This window comes from Phaeovulum sp., from assembly GCF_041596715.1.
In the GTDB taxonomy this organism is placed as follows: Bacteria; Pseudomonadota; Alphaproteobacteria; order Rhodobacterales; family Rhodobacteraceae; genus UBA6213.
Genome location: NZ_JBFHIA010000331.1, coordinates 1 through 2,571, shown reverse-complemented (window position 1 = coordinate 2,571; position 2,571 = coordinate 1). Strand labels below are relative to the sequence as shown.

Below are 2,571 nucleotides of genomic sequence, written 5' to 3'. Positions count from 1 at the left end.
GTTGCAGCGTGGCACGGGCCTGTTGGCGACGATCGGTGCTGTCGGGCCCTTCGTTGGGCTGTTCGGGACGGTCTGGGGGATCATGAACTCTTTCGTGTCGATCGCACAAAGCCAGACAACGAACCTTGCCGTAGTTGCCCCGGGCATTGCCGAGGCGCTGTTGGCGACCGCGGTCGGATTGGGTGCCGCGATTCCGGCGGTTGTAATTTACAACGCCTTGTCGCGCGTCATCGCCGGGCATCGGGCAGATCTGGCCGATGCCGGCGCGCTTTTGTTGGTGATTGCGGGGCGCGATCTTGAACGGGAAGGGGAGGTTGCCTGATGGGCTTCTCGGTTCAAACAGACGATGCTTCCGAAGAGATGAGCGAGATCAACGTGACGCCGTTTATCGACGTGATGCTGGTTCTGCTGATTATCTTCATGATCGCCGCACCGCTTTCGACGGTGGACATCCCGGTGGATCTGCCGGGGCACAGCGCCTCGCCACCCGTCGAACGCCCGGACGAGCCGATCTACCTCACGCTCACGGCGGCAGATGCCCTGACGGTCGGCACCGAGGAAGTTTCCTTAGATCGCTTGGGCGCAGCCCTTGATCTGGCAACCAAAGGCGACAAGGCGGCGCGCCTGTTTCTGCGCGCCGATGAAACTGTGCCCTACGGAAAACTGATTGCGCTGATGGACCAGTTGAAGGTCGCGGGATACCTGAAGATCGCCTTGGTGGCCCGCGAAAGCGGTGGAGGCTCTTCATGAAGGTTTCGCGTGCCGCGCCAGAACTTGGGGCATGGGTGGTTGGGGGATTGCTGGCTGCCGCCGCCCATGCCGCGTTCGCGCTGAGCCTTGCTCAGCGCGAACTGCCAAAACCCTTTGCTCCGCCTGAAGGCGGGTATGTTGTTGAACTGGCCGAAATCGAAACCTCGCGCGGGACTGAACTGGAAGACCTGGCGCTAGGGCAGGAGGCCCGTGCGCAGGAAGAAATCCCCCCCACGGTGATGAAAGAACCGCCCGCCGAACTGGCACCACCCTTGCCCGAACAGAGCGAAGTCGCCCTGCCAGAGGTGGCACGCCCCCCTACCATGGCACCCCCTCGCATGGCACCAGCCATGCCGCAGCAAGCCGTGGAGCACGATAGCACCACCCACATGGCCACTGCCTTGTTAGATGATATCGACCGCGCGCGCGTTCAGTCCGTTGCACAAAAGCCTGCTGACCCGCAAGCGGTTGCGGAATGGATGCGCGCGCTGCAAATCGCCTTGCAAAAAAGCAAGGTTTACCCGGAAGACGCGCGCAAGGCGAAAACGCAAGGCACAGCGACAGCGCGGCTTACACTCGCGGCAGCGGGCGATTTCGTGGATGCGGTCATTGTGGAAGGCTCCGGCTCCGCTTCTTTGGACGAGGCGGCCTTGAAGCTGCTCGCGACGGCGGGACCATATCCGCCGCCGCCATCCACCGGGGCAAATGGGCAAGTGCGCATACTCGTTCCTATCAACTATTCCTTGAAGTAAGGCGCGACGCCATTCGCCCATCTGGCCTAAATCGGCACCCGAATATTGCTTGCCGCTAAGGCATTTGCCGCTGCGATCAAGAAGCGCGAACATGACAACAGCGATCACCCGGGTAGGGGCGCGGCACGGGTTTTTCGGTTGATGCATGTCATGGACAGCACATGCCAAGGGCTGCATGCTTTACCCCGTGTCTACTGCGAACCGAAACCATCAGGAGAGAAATGATGGCGTTTGCTCGGGATATACTTGCGTCCAAAGGAACAGAGGTCCACTGCTTGGGCCCCGACGACAAGGTGCTTGAAGCACTGAAACTCATGGCGTCCCAAAACGTGGGCTCTGTGATTATCACCGAAGGTGATGCGGTCATCGGGATATTCACCGAACGGAAATACGCACGAGAAGTGTTTCTCAAGGGCCGCGCGGCACCCAACACTCCCATCCGCGATGTGATGGAGACGGAAGTGCTGTCTGTCTCGCCGGACGATTCCGTCGAAACCTGCATGGCGATGATGAGCGATCGTCGCATCCGCCATTTGCCGGTGATCAAGGAAGGACGCCTTGAAGGGATCATCTCGATCGGCGACCTGATGAAAAGCATCATCGACGCGCGCGAGTTCGACATCGACCAGTTGGTGAAATACGTGCGCAGCTGAAAAGGTCTGGTGCGCCGACCGGCAAACATCGTGGCGGTGCGCCGCCGCGCGGGCCTTGCTGCGCGGTTTGCCCTATTGGCGATACGAAAAGCCGCCTCGTCACCTGCGCCCTATAGAGGCCAGCTTCGTGCGAGTTGCGCTTTCTTTGACAAAAACCGGGCTCGGCTAACGCTTCGCCGCCGGGCGGTGCGCGCGGCAATTTTCAGCCGCGCTGCGCCGGACCATGGAATTGTTCGGCAGGCATCTGAATGAACCCACGCGGCAGGCGCGGCGCTTGGGCGCTATTGCGAAATGGGCAACTCAACGGTGAAGGTGGTGCCGACCCCGAGTTCGCTTACATAGTCGATCGAGCCGCCGTGCGATTTGACGATTTCCTGCGCAATACTCAGGCCAAGGCCGCTACCGCCAAAGGACCG

5 protein-coding genes are annotated in these 2,571 nt (G+C 60.8%); 4 read left to right on the top strand and 1 reads right to left on the bottom strand.

All coding sequences use genetic code 11. The annotated features are described in order from the left end of the window. The 4 genes from ABY403_RS15540 to ABY403_RS15525 all read left to right on the top strand — a co-directional run. Positions 1–322 (top strand): MotA/TolQ/ExbB proton channel family protein (locus tag ABY403_RS15540; protein ID WP_372841725.1); only part of this gene is annotated, 322 nt, incomplete at its 5' end. Beyond that, positions 322–750 carry a TonB system transport protein ExbD gene (gene exbD / locus ABY403_RS15535; protein ID WP_372841724.1) on the top strand — a complete coding sequence of 143 codons (429 nt, stop codon included), beginning with the start codon at positions 322–324 and terminating at the stop codon, positions 748–750. The genes ABY403_RS15540 and exbD, both read left to right, overlap by 1 nt. After that, positions 747–1,502, top strand: coding sequence for an energy transducer TonB (locus tag ABY403_RS15530; RefSeq protein ID WP_372841723.1), 756 nt, complete (start codon positions 747–749; stop codon positions 1,500–1,502). Before exbD ends, ABY403_RS15530 begins: the two co-directional genes overlap by 4 nt. A gap of 224 nt (positions 1,503–1,726) precedes the next feature. Beyond that, a complete protein-coding gene (locus ABY403_RS15525) occupies positions 1,727–2,155 on the top strand; it encodes a CBS domain-containing protein (protein ID WP_372841722.1) in 429 nt (142 codons plus the stop codon). A gap of 281 nt (positions 2,156–2,436) precedes the next feature. Here ABY403_RS15525 and ABY403_RS15520 read toward each other — a convergent pair. Continuing rightward, a partial coding sequence (locus ABY403_RS15520) for an ATP-binding protein (RefSeq protein WP_372841726.1) occupies positions 2,437–2,571 on the bottom strand: 135 nt, incomplete at its 5' end.

Excerpts from the sequence above, each read along its gene's own strand:
- exbD (WP_372841724.1), top strand. The coding sequence starts at position 322 with ATGGGCTTCTCGGTTCAAACAGACGATGCTTCCGAAGAGATGAGCGAG.
- ABY403_RS15530 (WP_372841723.1), top strand. The coding sequence starts at position 747 with ATGAAGGTTTCGCGTGCCGCGCCAGAACTTGGGGCATGGGTGGTTGGG.
- ABY403_RS15525 (WP_372841722.1), top strand. The coding sequence starts at position 1,727 with ATGGCGTTTGCTCGGGATATACTTGCGTCCAAAGGAACAGAGGTCCAC.